At 34.9% G+C, this 16,569-nt stretch carries 14 protein-coding genes, 1 tRNA gene and 1 other RNA gene; 9 read left to right on the forward strand and 7 right to left on the reverse strand.

Going from position 1 to position 16,569, the window contains the following annotated elements:
- The first annotated feature begins 62 nt into the window (after positions 1 to 62).
- The 3 genes from ssrS to AAGD51_RS00140 all read left to right on the forward strand — a co-directional run bounded on the left by ssrS (position 63) and on the right by AAGD51_RS00140 (position 1,470).
- A non-coding RNA gene (ssrS, locus tag AAGD51_RS00130) (6S RNA) lies at positions 63 to 224 on the forward strand.
- A 1-nt stretch (position 225) separates the two neighbouring features.
- On the forward strand, positions 226 to 705 hold the full coding sequence (locus tag AAGD51_RS00135) for a type II toxin-antitoxin system RatA family toxin (protein ID WP_265029970.1): 480 nt from the start codon (positions 226 to 228) through the stop codon (positions 703 to 705).
- Between the two features lie 54 nt (positions 706 to 759).
- A complete protein-coding gene (locus AAGD51_RS00140) occupies positions 760 to 1,470 on the forward strand; it encodes a DsbA family protein (RefSeq protein WP_341810462.1) in 711 nt (236 codons plus the stop codon).
- Here the strand turns inward: AAGD51_RS00140 and AAGD51_RS00145 are convergent.
- Together AAGD51_RS00145 and AAGD51_RS00150 are read right to left on the reverse strand one after the other, a co-directional pair.
- A complete protein-coding gene (locus AAGD51_RS00145; protein ID WP_007548562.1) occupies positions 1,457 to 2,839 on the reverse strand; it encodes an IS66-like element ISWen3 family transposase in 1,383 nt (460 codons plus the stop codon). The two genes, AAGD51_RS00140 and AAGD51_RS00145, sit on opposite strands and share 14 nt — an antisense overlap.
- 82 nt (positions 2,840 to 2,921) lie before the next feature.
- On the reverse strand, positions 2,922 to 4,520 hold the full coding sequence (locus AAGD51_RS00150; protein ID WP_236514351.1) for an ABC transporter permease: 1,599 nt from the start codon (positions 4,518 to 4,520) through the stop codon (positions 2,922 to 2,924).
- A gap of 129 nt (positions 4,521 to 4,649) precedes the next feature.
- Between AAGD51_RS00150 and AAGD51_RS00155 the strand changes: the two genes are divergently transcribed.
- Positions 4,650 to 5,456: a rhodanese-related sulfurtransferase gene (locus tag AAGD51_RS00155; RefSeq protein WP_236514352.1), complete on the forward strand. Its 807-nt coding sequence runs from the start codon at positions 4,650 to 4,652 to the stop codon at positions 5,454 to 5,456.
- 41 nt (positions 5,457 to 5,497) lie between these two features.
- Here AAGD51_RS00155 and AAGD51_RS00160 read toward each other — a convergent pair whose 3' ends face one another.
- The 3 genes from AAGD51_RS00160 to AAGD51_RS00170 form a co-directional block, all read right to left on the reverse strand.
- On the reverse strand, positions 5,498 to 6,124 hold the full coding sequence (locus AAGD51_RS00160) for a hypothetical protein (protein WP_236514353.1): 627 nt from the start codon (positions 6,122 to 6,124) through the stop codon (positions 5,498 to 5,500).
- 57 nt (positions 6,125 to 6,181) lie between these two features.
- Positions 6,182 to 8,632, reverse strand: coding sequence for a type I DNA topoisomerase (gene topA / locus AAGD51_RS00165; protein ID WP_341810463.1), 2,451 nt, complete (start codon positions 8,630 to 8,632; stop codon positions 6,182 to 6,184).
- Between the two features lie 87 nt (positions 8,633 to 8,719).
- Positions 8,720 to 10,960 (reverse strand): ankyrin repeat domain-containing protein, encoded by a 2,241-nt coding sequence (locus AAGD51_RS00170; RefSeq protein WP_077188610.1) that lies wholly within the window; start codon positions 10,958 to 10,960, stop codon positions 8,720 to 8,722.
- Positions 10,961 to 11,985: 1,025 nt separating this feature from the next.
- On the opposite strand from AAGD51_RS00170, the gene AAGD51_RS00175 reads away from it, so the two are divergent.
- Positions 11,986 to 12,059, forward strand: a tRNA-Arg gene (locus tag AAGD51_RS00175).
- Between the two features lie 8 nt (positions 12,060 to 12,067).
- On the opposite strand, the gene AAGD51_RS00180 is transcribed toward AAGD51_RS00175, so the two are convergent.
- Both AAGD51_RS00180 and AAGD51_RS00185 read right to left on the reverse strand, forming a co-directional pair.
- The gene (locus AAGD51_RS00180) at positions 12,068 to 13,018 is read right to left on the reverse strand and encodes a complex I NDUFA9 subunit family protein (protein WP_236514355.1); all 951 of its coding nucleotides are present in this window, start codon (positions 13,016 to 13,018) and stop codon (positions 12,068 to 12,070) included.
- A gap of 50 nt (positions 13,019 to 13,068) precedes the next feature.
- A complete protein-coding gene (locus tag AAGD51_RS00185) occupies positions 13,069 to 14,598 on the reverse strand; it encodes a UDP-N-acetylmuramoyl-tripeptide--D-alanyl-D-alanine ligase (protein ID WP_077188612.1) in 1,530 nt (509 codons plus the stop codon).
- 183 nt (positions 14,599 to 14,781) lie between these two features.
- On the opposite strand from AAGD51_RS00185, the gene AAGD51_RS00190 reads away from it, so the two are divergent.
- The 4 genes from AAGD51_RS00190 to AAGD51_RS00205 are packed head-to-tail and all read left to right on the forward strand — an operon-like array spanning position 14,782 to position 16,567.
- Entirely contained in the window at positions 14,782 to 15,549 is a 768-nt protein-coding gene (locus tag AAGD51_RS00190) for a hypothetical protein (protein ID WP_236514356.1), read from the forward strand.
- Between the two features lie 16 nt (positions 15,550 to 15,565).
- A complete protein-coding gene (locus AAGD51_RS00195; RefSeq protein ID WP_006279579.1) occupies positions 15,566 to 15,823 on the forward strand; it encodes a hypothetical protein in 258 nt (85 codons plus the stop codon).
- A gap of 3 nt (positions 15,824 to 15,826) precedes the next feature.
- Positions 15,827 to 16,195, forward strand: a complete 369-nt coding sequence (locus AAGD51_RS00200) for an HIT domain-containing protein (RefSeq protein WP_006279578.1) — start codon at positions 15,827 to 15,829, stop codon at positions 16,193 to 16,195.
- Between the two features lie 18 nt (positions 16,196 to 16,213).
- Entirely contained in the window at positions 16,214 to 16,567 is a 354-nt protein-coding gene (locus AAGD51_RS00205; RefSeq protein WP_236514357.1) for an NADH-quinone oxidoreductase subunit A, read from the forward strand.
- Positions 16,568 to 16,569: the final 2 nt, after the last annotated feature.

A 16,569-nucleotide genomic window follows, 5' to 3' on the forward strand; every position in this document is an offset into this window, starting at 1 on the left:
ATAATCGCTGACTTTTAATATACCTATAGACATGCCCTGTGTAAATCATCTATAATTCAAGTAGGGGTCTGTGCTATGCGTTATGAGTTAAGTTAAATTTCCCGAGCGATAATTTCTAGAGAAGGGAATTGCCTCTGCTGGTTTCGTTGAAACTAATATGCGATGCCCACCTTAACTTCAGGTCTCAGGAATCTACTAAGGCTGACGGTAGATACGGATCCTTTTTTGATTGGTACTAAATTTATGCTTCATCAATACAGAGAACAAGGTACCTTCCTATGTTCGCCTAATGAAGTATTCCAAATTGTAATTGATGTTGAAAGGTATCCTGATTTTGTTCCTTGGTGCAAAGCCGTTTATATAAAAGAAAAAATTGACAATCAAATGGTTGTGGACCTTCTAGCAGCTTTTCATGGAATTAAAGGAAGATATACATCAGAGGTAACCTTTCTTTCTCCAAGTAGAACAAATGAAGGTTGGATAAAAGCTGTATCATCAAATGGAATATTTAAACATCTATGCAATAAATGGCAATTCATTCCCATAGATGAAAATAAAACTATGGTAAAGTTTTATATAGAGTTTAAGTTTAAGTCCAACTCATTTTCAACCCTATTAAACTCAGTATATAAATATACACAAAGTAAAATAATTGCTGCATTTAAAGATAGGGCTGAAAGCCTTGCTAAACAAAAGTTATCTTGACATTATTAATATAAATGTATAATTTTTTTTAGTAAGTTAAGTGTTTAGATTGTAATGATTTTTAGACTATTGTTTTTATTAATTTTCATAAGTGTTAATTCTTATGCAGTTGTTAAGCAAGATTTATACGATAGCCAATACATTCAAAAAAAACCCAATGAAATAACATCAAATGAGCTATTATCGCCATTACCTGATGATAAATTATTAGGAGATCCAAAAGCACCAATTCTAATGATAGAATATGCTTCATTAACTTGCTATCACTGCTCTCTTTTTCATAGGAATGTTTTTCCTAAAATTAAAGAGAAATATATAGACACAGGTAAGATGTTATATATATTTCGTCATTTTCCTTTGGATTACAGAGGGCTAAAGGCTGCAATGCTAAGTCATTGCTACGAAAAACAAGAAGACTACTTTAATTTTAACAAAGCTGTTTTTAACTCAATAGATTCGTGGAATTACTACAATTTAAGTGATTTGACTTTACTACAAAGAATTGCTGCACTAAGCAACTTAAAGCAAGATGCATTTAACCAATGCATTAATGATAAGAAAATAATGGATAAAATCGTAAATGATAAATCACTGGCAATTAATAAACTTGGTATCACAGCCACTCCAATATTTTTCATCAAGCTTAACGATGATAAATCATATATAGAGCATAATAAAGTTAAACATGGAGGGTATAAAGAGCTGAAATATTTCACTAATGTGATAGATAGTATCCGTTCAGGAGAGTGGTTTAAGAAACAATAGATAGGAGATTTTGGAAAGGATTGAGACCCCTTTGTTTCCAAGTTAAGTATAATGAAATTATCCGCTCAAGGAATGTATTTCCCCGCTTTGATTGTGTAAAATATGAGTTTTTGCGATAAACGACATAATGCCGAATTTGCCGTTCAGCGTGGTTATTTGTCAGCGGAATATTTTCTGGGTCATCTAAAAATTTCCACATCATTCTTTCAGATCTCAGAACATTTTTTGCAACTCGAGAGGCTCCAATTGCTTCAGGTAAACGAGATATCTCCTTCAAGTAATACTTTGTACGTTTTCTTAATTTTCTGGCACGTCTGACAAACCTCAAAACATCTATCTCACTTTTTAGTAAAGCTTTTTTTAGTGCAAATAATTCAGTGGCCACGTTTCTCAAGTAACAACCCAGAACTTTAACTTCAATATTCCAACTATGTGCTAATCTTTCAAAATCTCTTGATAAATGTGCCCAACAGATTTGCCTGTTTTTATCGGCAAAATAATTGTATGCTGCATACCTGTCAGTTATTACCAAGCTATTGCGATTGCAGAATTTACTATTTTGTAAAACTTTCATTCCTCTTGACTCTGTAAATTTTACAAAACTTGCCGTATTGCTTGCAAACATCCAACACCAAGCGAGTTTACCTTTGTTATAATGGCTCGTTTCATCAATATGTAGAACTTTACTCCTACTTATCTCTTGTTCGATCTGCTCATACATTTTTTTGCATTTTGAAGCAACTCTATGTTCACTATTTGATATGCTACCGACGCTTATGTTCAAATTGAAGATATCATTTACGACACTCGCTATTTCGCGTTTTGAATTTTTGTAGAATCCGCTGAACGCTGCAATTATTGACTTAACCCTTGGACCAAATGTATCTGGCGTAACACCTTCCGGTAACTTGCTACTTCTTCTCTTTCCGCATCTCCGACAACGGCCATGTTCTAACTGATATTCCACTACATAAGGCTTGATTTCTGGAAGATCAACTTTCTGATGAATATATGGTTTTTCACATATTGCAATTTCTCCTCCGCATTCGCAAGTATTAGGCAACTCTATCTTTACTACTTTATCTGCATCCATGTTGGCGCGAAAACTTCCTTTATGACCAACCTGACCGCCAATATTCCTTTCGCTTTTCGGCTTATTCTTTTTTATTTTATACAACTCTTTGGAACTTGGTATTGATGAATTTTTTGAGCTTAAACCGAGTCTTTCTCTTAACTCAGCATTTTCTATCTTTAAAGCCTTATTTTCTGCTTTTAAACTTTCATTCTCTTTTTCCAATCTTTCTATTTTTGCTTCTAACCTTTCTATTTTTTGCTGTAAATTTTTGCAAAGTTCTAAAAGGTTTACCATATTATTTCACTTTTGCTCTATGATTATCTTTTTAGATCACCTTGTCTACCTTATTCTGCCACTCCGCTGAACGGATACACGTTTATTTTTTATCCTTATCATCAAGTGTAAATAAGGTTATTGTAGAGATTAAGCCTATTATAACTATTATTAACGAAAATGGGGCAGCTTCTCTATAGCGCTCATCGCTTACAAGTTCATATATTCTAGTTGATATAGTTTCAAAATTAAATGGTCTTATAATAAGTGTTGCTGTGAGCTCTTTGATAGTATCCATAAATACGAGCAAAAATCCCGATAATATACTCTTCTTGATGAGAGGGATATGAACATTCAAACATGTGGAAATAGGTCCATGACCCATAGTATATGCAGTCCACTCAATTTCATTTGGTGTTTTTTTGAGCCCTGACTCTACCGCCTTGAAAGATATAGCAAAAAAACGGAATAAATATGAGTAAACTAATGCGCCAATAGTTCCTACTAAGCTAATTTCCACAACATATTGAGTAATGAAAGAGGATATTCTGCTTAAAAATATTATTATACTAATTGCGATAATTGCATTTGGAATTGCGTAGCCTAAAGAAATGAGACGCGCTATATTGTTGATTACCTTATTTTTACGCGCCGTATATCCAATCATTATTGCAATGCTAATTGAGATTAATGCGGTGATAAATGATAAACTAATGCTATTTGCTATTATGTTATAGAATCTTGCTTCGTATATGAAAAACCCCTTCTCTATGCTCCAATATATGAGCGGAATCATTGGCAAAATAAAACCTATTAATATCGGCAATACACACATAAGATAAGCAAAGATCAACGGTATAGCGCCACTTATACTCCGTTTGTTGTGATAATCTGAATTGGTATTGATTGAAGAGTAGGATATTCCTTTTTTTTGTAGTTTTTTTTCGATAGCTATTAGTGTTGCAACGAAAATCAACTCTGCAACTGCTAAAACAGTAGTTGAATATTTGTCATGCAGTAAAAACCAGGTGCGATATATTCCTGTCGTAAAAGTATCGATAGCAAGAAACTGTGGTGTGCCGAAATCTGTAATTACTTCCATTAGTACCAAAGACAACCCAGCTATAATTGATGGGCGTATGGAGGGTATGATGACAGAAAACAGGCTCTTCAATGAGGAGAACCCAAGTGTTGACGCAATAGTGACTGAGTTACTAACATTCTTTAGACTTGAGCGGACTAACATATAAACGTATGGATATAGGCTGAATCCCATTACTAATATTCCACCACCTAGGGATTTTATTTCAGGAAACCAATAGTCACCTTTGCTCCACTCTAAAATGTCTCTTAATGAGCTCTGCACCGGACCTGAAAACTCTAGTGTATTTACATAGACGAACGCTACTATATATCCAGGAATCGATATTGGAAAGAACAAAGCAATCTCAAAAATTTTACTTCCAGGAAATGAAAAAAATGTGGTAAGCCAAGCTGGAATTACTCCAAATATAAAGGATATTCCCCCCACTCCTATCATCAAAATTAACGTATTCAGTATATATTCAGGGAAAAGTGTGCTGATTACCCATCCAGAATTTGCTGATTCTGTAAATAGAATCGATATTAACGATAGTATAGGACAGACGAATAATATACTTACTGAAAATAAGAATATATTTTTAAATACTCTCAAAAACATTAATTTGGATCTATATTTGATATTAAAATGTTATATGTAAAAACTAAAGATATCCAGTAATTAACAGCCGTACTATTGAATATCTTTATAATTTTGTATATCATGTTTTTAGTTGATAAGTGAATAATCATGAGCTTCGTCATTGCAACTTTCTATCACTTTGTAGAACTCTCTAATTATTATGACATGAAAGACGAAATAAAAACTGCATGCGACAACATTGAATTAAAGGGTACTATACTCCTTGCAGAAGAGGGTATTAATGCAACCGTATCTGGTGAAAGAAACGCGATTGATAAAATATTCGATTTTCTACGTTCTGATTATAGGCTAAGGGACCTTACATGGAAAGAGAGTGCAGCAGAATATCAACCATTTAGCAAGATGAAGGTAAAATTAAAAAGAGAGATTGTGAATCTTGGTGTAGGCAATCTTGATATTTCCCTTAAGGGTAAATATGTTGATCCAGAGCATTGGGATGATTTTACTTCTCAACCTGACGTTTTAGTAATAGATACACGAAATGAGTATGAAGTGAAATTAGGCAAGTTTAAGAATGCAATTAATCCACACACACAATGTTTCCGTGAGTTTCCTCAGTGGACAGAGTCATTTTCTGAGAGTAAAGACCTGAAAGTGGCTATGTACTGCACTGGTGGGATTAGATGCGAAAAATCTACAGCATATATGAAAAGCCTTGGATTTAGTGATGTTTACCATCTTAAAGGCGGCATTCTTTCTTACCTTGAAAAAACTTATAATAAAAATGGTAATTGGAAAGGAGAATGTTTTGTTTTTGATGATAGAATTGCTGTTGATAACTCACTTACTCCAAGCAACACAATAAAATGCATATTCTGCTCAAATCAAGTTTCAACTGATAAACTGAAATCAGTTCCACGTGGCCAAGTGGTTTGTTTCAACTGTAAACTTTAGCATTAGAAAAAAGCTCCTGTACTAGAATTTAACACGGATCTTCAACAACTCCTTCGTGGTTGCATATTGTTTAATTCAGTGCTTTCAAGATATGTACTCACAGCATAACCCACCCCAGCTCCGAGTAACGCGCCAACCACAGCAGATGCAATAAACGCTGCAACAGAAACACCAACAGGAGTTAAAGCAGCAGCCCCTAAACAATATGCTGCAACTAGACCAATAACTAAACCAACTGTTGCTCCACAAATATAGTATTTGCTACTGCTTTTAAGTTTTTCTTGCGAGTTTGATACCTCATCCTGCAATTTTACGTTTGCACCTTTACCGCTAATCTTGTAACCAATTATATTAAGTGAAGGAAGATTTTTTTTGAGTTTATCTAATTCTTTTGCAACTTCATTGCTAATCTTGCAACCAATTAAATTGAGTAAAGTAAGATTTGTAAGTTTGGTTAATTCTTTTGCAACTCCAACACTAATCTTGCACTTACCTAAATGAAGTGAAGTAAGATTTTTGAGCTCAGCTAATTCTTTTACAATTTCAACACTAATCTTGCACTCAGTTAAATCAAGTCTTGTGATATTTGGTATGCCTACTAACTTACTTACATCCGTGTAATCTAACCTACATAAAGCTGGAGTGTCGCCCTGTGTGTAAAATATCATTTATCCCACCGCATTATTAGAGTATATTTTAACTTTACCTAATATTTCAATAAAAGTCTACTTCTTACCCTTAATCAACTCTAAAGCCTTCTCCAGATCTATACTCTCAATATCTGCACTCTTGCCCAAAGCAACGTTTGTTTTACCGCATTTTATATAGAATCCGTACCTACCGTTGCAGATAAAAACTTCTTTTCCCTTTTCATTAACCCCGAGAGATTTTAACTCTTTGCGTGGACTGTTTGCAATAATTTGTACAGCTTCGCTCAATTCTGTATTCAGCACCTCTTTGGAGCTTTTCTTAAGAGAAAAGTATCTACCATCATAGAAAATATAGTACCCAAATCGCCCAAGGCCTATTTTTACTTCCTTTCCGGTTTCAGGGTGTTCTCCGATTACTTTTGGCAAGGAAAGTAACTGAGTAGCGGTGCTCAGATCAATCTCATTAACATTTATATCTTTTGGTATGGAAACCGTTTTTTTCTTTTTTAACTCGTTATTAAACTCCAGATAAAGTCCAAAAGGACCCTTTTTGATCATCACTTCTTGGTTTGTTATATCATCTATACCTAAACTTTTTGGATATTCTGAATTGTCGTTACTGCCCGTAATTTCTTTTGTATGGTTGCATTCAGGATAGTTAGAACATCCAAGGAACACCCCGGCTTTTCCAAAGTTCAATTTCAATATGCCACCTAAGCAAGCAGGACATTTCGTATTCACCTCTTTTTTTCCTTCTTCTGAACAAAACCAATCGATTACCAAATCGTGAATGCCGCTGAAAACTTCATCATGCGTCATTTGCTTAACAGAGTTTACATGACCAAAAAATGGCACCCAAAAGTGGCCTAATTCTTTTTTCCAATCTGCATGTCCATTTGAAATTAAATCAAGCTTTTCTTCCATTTGTGCTGTGAAATCATACTCTACACAACGCTGAAAAAAAGTTTCTAAAAATATAGTAACGATTTTACCACGACTGCTTGGAATAAACATTTTGCTATCCAATGAAACGTACTCACGATCTTGTAATACCGAAATAATTGTTGCATAAGTTGATGGTCGACCTATACCGATTTCTTCCATTTTTTTTACGATACTTGCTTCACTATAACGAGGTGGCGGTTGAGTGAAATGTTGTTTTGGCTCAACTGAAATCAGCTTGCATGCTTCCCCTTCCTTCATGGCAGGTAGCAGGCCTTCATTTTCGGCTTCCATGTTATCTTGATAGACTCTATAAAAACCATCAAAGAATATACTCGACCCACTTGCTCGCAGAACTACTTTTTGATCAGTAGAACTAATTTCAACTACCACTTGATCAAGGATCGCCGACTCCATTTGACTTGCAATGGTCCTTTTCCAGATTAAATCGTACAATTTAAATTGCTCTGGCGTTAAGTAATCCTTAATACTACCCGGCGTTCTATTGATATCAGTTGGACGAATTGCTTCATGTGCTTCTTGAGCATTTTTGACCTTTTTTACATATTTACGAGGAGACTGCGGTAAATATTTATCACCATATAATGACTTAATTGACCCTCTAATTGAGTTTATAGCCTCATCTGCAATATGAAACCCATCTGTACGCATGTAAGTTATCAACCCTACAGTTTCACCACCAATATCGATACCTTCATATAAATTTTGCGCTATGCGCATAACACTTTTCACATTAAAATACAGTTTATTCACTGCATCTTGCTGAAGACTTGAAGTAATAAACGGAGGAAGTGGGTTTCTCTTAACTTGCTTGCGTTCTACTGTGCTTACAGCATATTGCCTTGACTCAATCTCCCTGACTAAGTTCTTTGCTTCTTCTTCATTCTTAATATCAAATTTTTCTAGCTTTTTATTGTCATAGTGGCTTAGCATAGCAAAAAAAGCCTCATCTTTGCTATTTTGCATTTCTGCCTTTATGCTCCAATACTCCTGTGTTATAAATTTACTAATTTCATCTTCTCGTTCGCATATAATCTTTAATGCAACAGACTGCACGCGTCCTGCAGACTTGCTCCCCGACAATTTTGTCCACAGCAGTGGTGACAAACTAAACCCAACTAGATAATCCAAAGCTCTACGTGCTTGTTGTGCACGCACTAAATCCATATTTATTTCACGTGGATTTTTTATAGCCTCTTGTACTGCTCTTTTTGTTATCTCATTAAAGACTACTCTATAAATGTTGTTTTCATTACTGATTGCTTTCTTTTCTTTTAATGTCTCTATCACATGCCAAGCCATTGCTTCCCCTTCTCTGTCTGGGTCTGTTGCAAGATATATATCTGATGTTTTGCTTGCGGCTTTTACTAGCTCTTTTATATATTTTTCTGCTTTTTCAATGGTTTCATACTTTATAGCAAAATCATTATCCGGATCGACAGAGCCGTTTTTTGCTGGAAGATCCCTCACATGTCCAAAGGATGCAGCTACTTTGAACTCTTTACTCAAATATTTACCTATTGTCTTTGCTTTCGCAGGTGATTCAACTATTAATAATGCCATATTGTTAATTATTTTAGTACTTAAAGATAATATGTTGAGAAATATACGATGAAAAGTAAAAAAATATTTTAATAGGTCTTGTGAATTTTACAAAGTAGGTTGTTCATGGTTTCCAGAAAACCCTTGGACGTTGCTATTTTCAAGTGACTTTGAAGGCTGATTACAATAGTATATGATCGCAGCAGCAACCAGACAACAAGCTCCAACCACTATTCCCACCGCTAACATTTCTAAGTGAACTGCAATAGCTACTCCTAAAGCAACTCCAGCCACTGCCAGTACAGAGGCAGTTACAATAGGCAGTTTGCTCCTCTTTTCACTTCGTGAACTTGGTTGTATATTATTGTTCTGGATGTCATTTTCTTGATCTGAAACTAGTATTTTAGTACTGCCACTTTCAGAAGCTATGCTACTAGAGTTACCGTTGGTTGTTAAAAATTCTGGTTGTGTACTTTGTTGATTACCATTACTTTCGAGTTCTGAAGAAGCCTCACTATTACTTGCACCTATGTGTTTAATAATGCCAGTTATTTCACTTACAGGCTGAGGAACTTGCTCATCAACACTAGAAGAACAAGCTTGATCAATGTTTTGATCATCAGGGCTCTCGCTTGATAGGTTATTCTCTATAACCTTTGCAAACGCTCTTACTTTCAATGTAGGAGCATGCCTTTCTGCAAAATTTTCAAAATCTACGAAGTTAATTAGAGTGATTCCTCCATTTCCTAACTCTTTTCTAAAGTCATCTTTGTGAACTTTAAAAAAGTTTTCTATACCAGCAAATATCATTGCTTGAAAATCACGCCTATAATGCGTTGATAAAGCATCAATTAGCGGCTCATGATTGTGCAGAAAAATTTCTTTTTTTATTTCGTTAGCTTTATTAATTAGAGTATAAGCATATTCTGGATATTGCCTTTGTAAGCTTTTTTGGTTATCAAACTTACTGCATATATCTTCATTTTTTTCCCATATACTTACTAATGTACTAGTGTCACTTTCCTTCAAAAAGTCATGTAGTAACTTATCTTCCTCCTCAAGTTTTTCGTATTCACCTAGGCACCTATTCCAATATTCTGACATTTCCCTTGTAAAATTAGAATTATGTTGTACTAGATATTCTGGCTTTTGTGCATTGGAACCTTGTAACTTAATTTCATGTGCTATCAGAAACTCCGCTGCACTTTTGTGTTTCTTTTCAACAGCCAAATGCAAAGGAGTTTTGCCATCTGCGTTTTGTAAATTAACATCAGCCTCTGCTGCTAATAGAGCATTCACTGTATCTGTATGGCCATTCACAGCAGCCCAATGTAAAGGAGTCCATCCATTTTCACCCTTCACATTAACACTAGCCTTACTTGCTATTAGAACTTCTACTATCTCTTTATGGGCATTTTTAGTAGCCCAATGTAAAGGAGTTTTGCCACGCGCGTTTTGTAAATTAACATCAGCCTCTGCTGCTAATAGAGCATTCACTGCATCTGTATGGCCATTTTCAGCAGCCAAATGTAAAGGAGTATCGTAAAGCCAACAATCTCTCACATCAACATCAGCCCCTGCTGCTAATAGAGCATTTATTGCATCTGTATAACCATTTTCAGCAGCCCAATGTAAAGGAGTCCATCCATTTTCACTCTTCGTATTAACACTAGCTTTACTTGCTATTAGAACTTCTACTATCTTTTTATGGTCATTTGCAATAACCCAATGTAAAAGAGCCCATCCATAATTCCATAAACCATCACTCGTATTAATATTAAATTCTTCTGCCTCCAATAGAGCATTTACTGCTTTTGTATGGCCATTTTTAATAGCCAAACGTAAAGGAGTTTCTCCATTATCATCTATTGCATCAATATCAGCCCCTTTTGCTAATAAAGCATTTATTGCACCCGTATGGCCTGTTTCAGCAGCCCTATGCAAAGAAGTTTGTTCCTTCTTACTTTTTGCATTAATATTAACCCCCGCCCCCGCTTTTATTAGAGCATTTACTACCTCCTTGTGACCAATTTTGGCAGCCCAATATAAAGGGGTCAGTCCATTCATATCTTTCGTATTAACATCAGCTCCATTTGATATCAGAGCTTCTACTACCTTTTTGCAGCCATCCCTAGTAGCCAAATATAACAATGTAAGTTTAAAAGAGGCAAGACCTGTATATAAGGTGAATTTATAATTTATGTTAAATCTATCATTTTTCCAATCCTGGAATGTACTTAAATCTATCCTCTGTAACCTCTCTTTTATCTTTTCGATTATGTTACTCTGATTTAAATCACCATCAGCATTTACTGCACTTAATATTTTTATCCACTGTTCATATTTCATAACTTTTCTCTACTAAACACTATACAAGCGTTTTATCCAGTATTTCAGCAACTGTCAATTTTGCTAACAAATCACGTAAAAATTTGTAGAAAACACTGGACTCCGTAGCATTACAAAAAATCCAATTATTTTCTTGCATTACTCTCTGTCATTCTGTTGCTCCTTTCTTGTCATCCCGCCGCGAACCGTCATACTGCCGCGGTATCTTAGCATAGATCCCGCTAACAAGCAGCGGGATGACGAGCTTATCGTCACGCCGCCGCGAACCGTCATACCGCCGCGGTATCTCTAGATCCCGCTAACAAGCAGCGGGATGACGAGCTTATCGTCACGCCGCCACGAACCGTCATGCCGCCGCGGTATCTCTTAGCCGCTAACACGTAGCGGGATGACGGTTGTCGTTTAGCTACAAACGTTAAGAAATTTACCAAATGAAAAAAAAGGCAAAAGAAGCCCTGGGGTTATTATCCGCTTTAAAATATTGGCGTTTTTTATGTTTTAAACGCTTGACAAGCAAGATTAAGCTGCTTTTAATTGCAACTAACTTACGCTGCAAATGTTTAAGAAGTTTACTAAGCAGAAAAAAAGACAAAGAATCCCCGAGTTAGCTAGTCTTTTACTATCTCTGTCGAGTATTGGCATTTTTTGATGTCTTGTAACGCTTTATAAGCGCGTTCAGCTTATTTAGATAAAAATCTAGATGTAGATGAAGTTTTGTAAAGACATACAGTATCTATATACTGCAAAAAATTGAACATAAGACGCCGATACATTAAGTAATCCTTACCTTTTAATCTGCAGATTGGCGAAAGCAAATACAATAGCTTCAGTTTCATGATAAGGGGACTGGCAAGGCTTGTCAAGCAAGTTTCTATATAATATTTTCTAAAATAAATAGACTTCTCGCATCCAATTTTGGCAGCGCGCGACACACAACTGCAATGACAAGGTGTTGCAAGATAAACATCATATTCACACGAAGTACTTGACTTCACTTGTACTAAGAAGCATTTTATATATGTTGTGTGCCCGTAGCTCAGCTGGATAGAGCAACAGCCTTCTAAGCTGTGGGTCGTAGGTTCGAATCCCACCGGGCACACTCTTCTATCAATACTTTCTATAAATCTTCAAGTACTCTGGCACCACATTTTCAATTGCTAATGGTCGAACCTTCATTGTTTCAAGGTCAACTGACTTTTCGATTGAACTATTCATCATAACTTTCACCTGATCTTGAGTAAGCATAGGGTTCGTATCTCCGGTTATTGGTTTTAGCAGCATAGAAATAATTTTATTTTCTAAAAAGAAAGCTATTAACTTTGCCATTGGAAAAGATACATTGATCAACAAACACTTTCTGTTAGTAACATTCAGAATAAACTTCAATAAGCTTTTGAAAGAGTAAACCTTTGGTCCGCCCATGTTATAAATTTTCTTGTCTTGCTTATTAAAACTGATAATACGATATACCACTTCAGCTAAGTCTGTTACACATATGGGCTGAAATTTAGTCGTTCCATTGCCAATTAGTGGTAAGAAAGGAAGAATAGTTGCTAATCTTGCAAATTTATTAAAGAAGTTATCTTCCTTACCAAATACAAGACTTGGCCTAATTATTATTGCTTCTTGAAATGCTGAAGTTACAGCTTTTTCACCTTCCAATTTACTTTGAGCATATTTTGACAACTTGCTATTTTCTATTCCCATAGCAGAAAAATGTATCATCATAGGTACATTTTTCATTTTTGCAGCTTTTGCTATCCTTTCAGCTATTTTAACGTGAACAGCGTAAAAATCGTGCTTTTTTGCTTCATATAATATTCCCACTAAGTTTATAGCTACATCACATTCTTCCATACCCTCCAGAACTGATTTTTCATCAAAAAAATCGCCTTTAAATATTGATATTTGTCCTAAATTGCCACACAATTTTAAACAAGCAGCTTTTTCCTGATTACGAGTGAATATCTTTATTAAATATCCTTCTTCTGCCAAGCGTCTTACGATGTGTTTCCCTATAAACCCCGTTCCACCAAAAATAATTACACGTTTTGTCACAATTAAAGTTCCTAATAATTTGTTACTGTAAATTAATACAATGATTTCGCTTAATATTTTATTACGAATTCCCGTACAATAAGATCCATTTTCATTCCTCGTGAGCCTTTAACTAGAATTGCATCATTATTCTGAATAATGTTAGCTAAATCACTTTTCAATTGATTAGAATCATTAAAATGCGTGCCTCTTATATTATCTGGCAAAAGCTCATGCAATTCTAACATAAATTTACCAACTGTATAAACTTTATCTATATTATTTTCTGTGATAATCTTAACCAAATCTGTATGAAACTCTATGCTTTCATCACCAAGTTCCAACATATCACCAAGCAAAGCTATTTTTCTCTGATTAGAATATGTACTCAAAGTTTTTATTGCAGTTTTCATCGAAGCAGGGCTGGCGTTATAGGAGTCATCAATTAAATGTATATATTTTTTATTGTATTTGACCTTATGAATATTGCCTCTACCTTTCGCTACACTAAAATTCTTAAGTGCAAGTGGTAATTTTGATAAATCAAGTCCGAGGCTTTGCACAACTGCTGCAACAGCAAGTAGCGAATAAGCAAAATGCTCACCTTGTACACGTAAATTACAGTTTATAATTTGATTATCACTCAGCCTGATTTTTAAACTTAATCTATTAGCAACTCGGTTTGATGTCATTCCAGCGCGTGACGCTGGAATCCAGTCTTTATTATACAACCGTCTGATATGCTCATTTGCAATTGAACTTCCTGGATCCAAGTAGTCAAGCACTGGGATGACAGAAGATAGTGCTGAAATGACAGAAGATTCATCGTTTCTTATTAAGTTTAGTAAACAAACTTCAGCATTTTTATCTTTACCGAAGCTTATTACATTTCTATTGGCGTGTGATGAGAGATAATCATAATATTTATTATCTCTGCTTAAAACCAAAGTACCGTTATTTTTCATACCATACAGAATTTCTAACTTCGCTTGTGCAACGTCAAATAGTGATGAAAAATTTTCAGTATGTGCAGGTTCGATGTTGGTAATAACTGCAATATTCGGATTACTAATTTTTGATAATTCTTTTATTTCACCAGCTTTATTCATTCCCATTTCAAGAATTAAGTACTGGCAGTTTTTTGGAGCTTTCAGAATTGTCAAAGGCAATCCTATATTATTATTTAAGTTACCTTCATTTACATGAGATACTCCATATTGCGATAAAACAGTGTGCAGCATATCCTTTGTAGTGGTTTTCCCAACACTGCCTGTAATTGCAATAACTTTAGCATCAACAAGAACATTTCTAATGTAGTATGATGCCATACCGTGCAAAGCTTTCAGGGTATCTTGTACAATAATGAGAGGGAAATTTTTATATTTACCCTCACTCACTATTGCAGCGACAGCCCCTTTTAAAAATGCTTCATGCAAAAAATTATGGCCATCAAAATTCTTTCCCTTGAGGGCAATAAATAAATCACCTTTTTTTATGCTTCTTGTGTCCGTTGAAATATTTGAGCTATGTATCCAATTACAACCATTTACGTCTCTTCCGCCAGTTGCATCAATGATATTATTTGTGTTCCATTTAAACATAATTTAGAGTATTCTTTATAATAAATTGAACAATAAAAGTAGCGAAAATACTACATGTTTTAGACAATGTGCAAATAATGGTTGCAATCCCTATAATTCTATCTTATAATGGATATAGAAGTTTAAATTTTTTCGTCTATAATTAAAATGTATTTAGTTATAGAAAGTACCTTGGAGGTATGTATGGCAGAATCTATTTGGGCTAAGATAGGCGGAGCAGTTAAAACAGGTGTAGAAGCTACAGGTCGGGTGTTTGCTCTTGTGCCTAAAGCACTTATTTACCCTATAAAGAAGCCGTTTGCTTCAACGGGTGAAATGAAACATGATGCTACAGTTTCGTTAAAGAAAGCTGTTGGTATAGATGTACCTGAAGAAGAAAGGGAATATGATCCACCTATAGAAACCACACAGGCTAGTAGGGATCTTGGTGTACAAATAACAGAGCAAAAGAAAGGGATAGGAAAGGTAAGTTTTTTAGTGTCAAGAACTCTGACGGGAGATATACCTTATTTGAATGATGAACAATTGAATAAAATAAAAGCACTAAAAAGTGAGTATTCAAACATCACTATACATAGAGAAGAAAATAAAATTGTAATTGAAATTAACGTTGAGGAAATAGCTAACACTATTAAAACTAATCCTGATAATACAGGCAAGAGCGAGAAAGAAATAAAAGAGCTTGTTCTTAAAGGAATTGCTAATAAAGTTGACGAAGACCTTAAGAAGCTGGCAAAAATTACCGGTGGAGAATTTAAAATTCATACAGACTTAAAATTGCTGAATGGTATTGCAGAAAAATTGTATTATGATAATCAAAAGCAGTCATCAGACAAAGTTGTGAAGTCTGATGTTGGTCAGCCTTCAGAAACTATAGCTTCAGGTGAGAAAAAATGGGCGCAAGAAGCTATAAAAGCAGGTAAGTCGCAAAGTTGTGGAATGCAAAAATAAGTTATAGGGGAGTATTATGAGTGAAGCTAAAAAAATAGAGGAAAGACATCATAGTCTAACTGTTCCTGGGGATATGTATCACTTACAACCAGGAGTTATTACTGGAAAAAGGGTAAGTGGAATAGAACCCTTTTTGAAAGAACAGCAGGACATGGTAAAAGTAAGGGAACTTGTAAGCTCTTTAAATCTTGAAGATGCTTCTGGTGAAGCGATAAAACCACTATCTACACCTAATGTAGAGAAAAACGAAGAAAGAGGGAAAGGTCGCTCTTAAAATATGAGCAATGAAGCTTATGATAGCGATAACATCTTTGCTCAAATATTAAGAGGTGAGTTACCTTGTGAGAAGGTACATGAAAATGAAAATGTACTAGCTTTTCATGATAAGTACCCTGACGCGCCAGTTCATATTTTAGTTATACCAAAAAATCAATATATTTCATATGATGACTTCATTCTAAAAGCTCCTGAAGAGGAAATAGTGGATTTCTTCAAAACTGTAAGAGAGATAGCACACAAATATAATCTAGAAAAAACAGGATATAGATTAGTCACTAACTACGGTGAAAATGGAGAGCAGGTTGTACCACACTTTCACGTGCATATTTTAGGTGGTAAAAAGTTAGGAAAGCATGTAAACTCATAGTGTTATATGTTTTGTTAAATGAGCGAATATTTAACCATAGTAATCTTTATCTGCGTATCAATTGTAGTATCTTTTGCTTTAGGTATATTGCCTATGTTTCTTGCAGTGAGTAAGCCAGATGGTGAAAAGCTTTCCACATATGAGTGTGGCTTCAATCCACTATCTAGTGCAAGAAAAACTTTTGACATTAAATTTTATCTAGTTTCAATATTATTTATAATATTTGACTTAGAAATTGCTTTTCTTTTTCCTTGGGCTGTTTCTTTATCTAAGATAAGCTATGGTGGATTTTGGTCTATGATGGTATTTCTTGCAATACTCACTATAGGTTTTATCTATGAATGGTGTAAAGGTGCATTAGAGTGGGAGTAGTT

This window comes from Wolbachia endosymbiont (group A) of Volucella bombylans (assembly GCF_964026965.1).
Lineage (GTDB): Bacteria > Pseudomonadota > Alphaproteobacteria > Rickettsiales > Anaplasmataceae > Wolbachia > Wolbachia pipientis.

What these genes read in the sequence shown, in the direction of transcription:
- AAGD51_RS00195 (WP_006279579.1), top strand. Translation starts at nt 15,566, where the DNA reads ATGAGTGAAGCTAAAAAAATAGAGGAAAGACATCATAGTCTAACTGTT.
- AAGD51_RS00150 (WP_236514351.1), bottom strand. Translation starts at nt 4,520, where the DNA reads ATGTTTTTGAGAGTATTTAAAAATATATTCTTATTTTCAGTAAGTATA.
- AAGD51_RS00185 (WP_077188612.1), bottom strand. Translation starts at nt 14,598, where the DNA reads ATGTTTAAATGGAACACAAATAATATCATTGATGCAACTGGCGGAAGA.
- AAGD51_RS00140 (WP_341810462.1), top strand. Translation starts at nt 760, where the DNA reads ATGATTTTTAGACTATTGTTTTTATTAATTTTCATAAGTGTTAATTCT.
- AAGD51_RS00170 (WP_077188610.1), bottom strand. Translation starts at nt 10,960, where the DNA reads ATGAAATATGAACAGTGGATAAAAATATTAAGTGCAGTAAATGCTGAT.
- AAGD51_RS00145 (WP_007548562.1), bottom strand. Translation starts at nt 2,839, where the DNA reads ATGGTAAACCTTTTAGAACTTTGCAAAAATTTACAGCAAAAAATAGAA.
- topA (WP_341810463.1), bottom strand. Translation starts at nt 8,632, where the DNA reads ATGGCATTATTAATAGTTGAATCACCTGCGAAAGCAAAGACAATAGGT.
- AAGD51_RS00200 (WP_006279578.1), top strand. Translation starts at nt 15,827, where the DNA reads ATGAGCAATGAAGCTTATGATAGCGATAACATCTTTGCTCAAATATTA.
- AAGD51_RS00205 (WP_236514357.1), top strand. Translation starts at nt 16,214, where the DNA reads ATGAGCGAATATTTAACCATAGTAATCTTTATCTGCGTATCAATTGTA.
- AAGD51_RS00190 (WP_236514356.1), top strand. Translation starts at nt 14,782, where the DNA reads ATGGCAGAATCTATTTGGGCTAAGATAGGCGGAGCAGTTAAAACAGGT.
- AAGD51_RS00160 (WP_236514353.1), bottom strand. Translation starts at nt 6,124, where the DNA reads ATGATATTTTACACACAGGGCGACACTCCAGCTTTATGTAGGTTAGAT.
- AAGD51_RS00155 (WP_236514352.1), top strand. Translation starts at nt 4,650, where the DNA reads ATGAGCTTCGTCATTGCAACTTTCTATCACTTTGTAGAACTCTCTAAT.